This window comes from Luteibacter sp. P4_E6 (assembly GCF_056401535.1).
Genome location: NZ_JBFUJE010000487.1, coordinates 1 through 2,939, shown reverse-complemented (window position 1 = coordinate 2,939; position 2,939 = coordinate 1). Strand labels below are relative to the sequence as shown.

Annotated in this window: 1 protein-coding gene and 1 pseudogene; both read left to right on the top strand. The window is 64.4% G+C overall.

Annotation, left to right across the window (positions count from 1 at the left end):
• Positions 1-998, top strand: a 998-nt coding sequence (locus AC1DT2_RS19635) for a phosphohexomutase domain-containing protein (protein WP_477298150.1), incomplete at its 5' end; no start/stop codon positions are given.
• Positions 999-1,417: 419 nt separating this feature from the next.
• Positions 1,418-2,939: pseudogene (locus AC1DT2_RS19630) on the top strand (methyl-accepting chemotaxis protein); the annotation flags it as partial.

Here is a 2,939-nt window from a genome sequence, read left to right as displayed (position 1 = left end):
TAGAAGACCTGGGCGACGTGCTCGACCTCGAGGTGATCCGCGGCAGCGGCGTTCGCATGGGTGTGGATCCACTCGGCGGCGCCGGTGTGCACTACTGGGGGATGATCGGCGAGCGCTACGGGCTGGATCTCACGGTCGTCAGTGACGTGGTCGACCCCACGTTCTCCTTCATGTCGCTGGACTGGGACGGACGCGTTCGCATGGATCCGTCGTCGTCGTACGCCATGCAGCGCCTCATCGGGCTCAAGGACAAGTTCGACGTCGCCTTMGCCTGTGACACCGACCACGACCGCCACGGTGTCGTCGCACCCAGCGCAGGGCTCATGCAAGCGAACAGCTACCTCGCCACCGCGGCGTGGTACCTGTTCCAGAACCGTCCGGGCTGGCGCGATGATGCCGCCGTGGGCAAGACCGCCGTGAGCACGGGGCTGCTCGATCGCATCGCGAAGCATCTGAGCCGGCCGTTGCTCGAGGTGCCCGTGGGCTTCAAGTATTTCGTTTCGGGCCTCTACGACGGCAGCCTGGGCTTTGGCTGCGAAGAAAGCGCGGGTGCCTCGTTCCTGACTCGAAACGCCGCGGCCTGGTCGACCGACAAGGACGGCATCGCCGCGGCACTGTTGGCGGGTGAAATGACGGCGAAGCTGGGGCGCGATCCCGGCTTGATATACCGCCAGATCACCGACACGCTGGGCGATCCCGCCAACGCGCGTATCGATGCGCCCGCCACCCATGCCCAGAAGAGCCGCCTGTCGAAGCTGGCCCCCGAGCAGGTCACCTCGAAGACGCTGGCAGGCGATCCCATCGTCGCGATCGTGAACCAGGCCAACGGGCAGGCGATCGGCGGCATCAAGGTCATGTCGGATCAGGCCTGGTTTGCGGCCCGGCCGTCAGGAACCGAGGACATCTACAAGGTCTACGGCGAGAGCTTCCGTGGCAAGGAACATCTGGCCAAGGTGCTTGAAGAGGCCCAGGCGATGGTCGACGGCGCTCTCGGCTAGGTGCTTTCGACCTAAAGAAACGCGACGGCGCGCCGAAATGGGTGTTCCACATACCCGATCCGGCCCTCTTCGTGAATCTTTTTCGTTCCACCCAGGCAAGGTATACCGCCTTCGTCCTGGCGTATTTTCTTGCGCTCGTCGTCCTGACCTTCGTTGTGGTCCGGCTATTCGTGACGCCCGATCTACGTCGCAGCGAGGCCGAACGGGTCGGTCGCAACGTGGACGAGATTGGTCTTGTCATCACCAACAAGCTGCACCAGGTCGAGGCGCAGCAGCGCAGCATCACGCAGAGCGTGGCGCTGATGGACAGCGCTTCGATCGACCGGCTGCAGCCTGGTCTCGTCGACCAGTACGGTGACCAGGACGTGTTCGGCGGCGGCATCTGGCCGTTGCCGTTCAAGCGCGAGGCCACGAAGGAGCGTGACAGCACGTTCTTTGCGCGCGACGCCGCCACCGGCAAGCTTGTCGTCAACACCCACTGGAACCAGCCCGATGCCCTGAAGTACTGGGAGCAGAGCTGGTACAAGAACGGCCTGACCGCGCCGCGCGGACATTGCCTCTGGGCGGACGCCTATAAGGACGCCGCCAGTGCGCAGCCGCGCACGAATTGCGCCATGGCCATCTACCAGGGCGACGAGATCTTCGGCGTCTCCACGGTGGATGTCACGCTGGGCTTCTTCAATCGTCTCGTCGCCGACATGGAAGGCAAGGTGCACAGCCAGATCCTGATCGTCGAGCCGAACGGTACGATCGTCAGTAACACCACCTATATCAAGGACGAAATCGTCCTGAAAAAGCTGGCCGACCTCGCGGCGACGTCGCCGATGATCGCGCAGGTCAAGGACGCCATGCCCGAGCTGGGCAAGGCAAAGCAGGTCGAGCGCGACTACGTGGACGGCGAATCGCAGACGCTGTTCCTGCGACCGATCGTGGGGACACCGTGGGTGCTTGCGACGAGCCTGCCCACGCGTCTGCTCACGCAGGACAGCAGCCGGATCATGACCAAGCTGGCCGAAGTGCAGCTACCGCTCGCCCTTCTGCTGCTGGCGGCGCTCATCTTCGGTATTCGCCTGCTGATGAAACAGCTGGACACCTTGAAGGCCAACATCGAAGAGCTCAATTCGGGCGAAGCCGACCTCGCACGTCGCCTGCCGGCGGGCAGCGGCAGCGAGTACAACGCCGTGGTCGACAGCTTCAACCGTTTCATTGCCCGTCTGCAGGACATGATGCGCCGCGTGCAATCGAGCTCGACGGCGATCTCGTCGGCGGCCACCCAGATCGCCAGCGGCAACATGGATCTCTCGCAGCGCACCGAGGAGCAGGCCAGCTCGCTGGAAGAAACCGCGGCCTCGATGGAAGAGCTCACCGCTACGGTGCGGCAGAACGCCGAGAACGCCAAGCAGGCCAATACACTGGCGCGCGCCGCCGCCGCCGCGGCGCATCGTGGCAGCGATGTCGTCGCCCAGGTGGTCACGACGATGGGCGCGATCAGCGACTCGTCGGCGAAGATCGCCGATATCGTCAGCGTCATCGATGGCATCGCCTTCCAGACCAACCTGCTCGCACTGAACGCGGCGGTGGAAGCGGCACGCGCTGGCGAGCAGGGGCGTGGTTTTGCGGTGGTCGCCGGTGAAGTGCGCAGCCTCGCGCAGAGTTCGGCATCGGCAGCGCGTGACATCAAGGCGCTGATTGCCGGGTCGGCGGACGACGTGTCACTTGGCGCCGAGCTGGTCAAGCGCACCGGTGCGAGCATGAGTGAGCTCACGGGCAACGTCACCCGTGTTGCCGCCTTCATGGAAGAGATCATGGCTGCCAGCCAGGAGCAGAGCCAGGGCATCGATGAGGTCAGCCGCACGGTGACCCAGCTGGACGACATGACGCAGCAGAACGCGGCCCTTGTTGAAGAAGCTGCCGCGGCAGCCAAGGCGATGGAAGAACAGA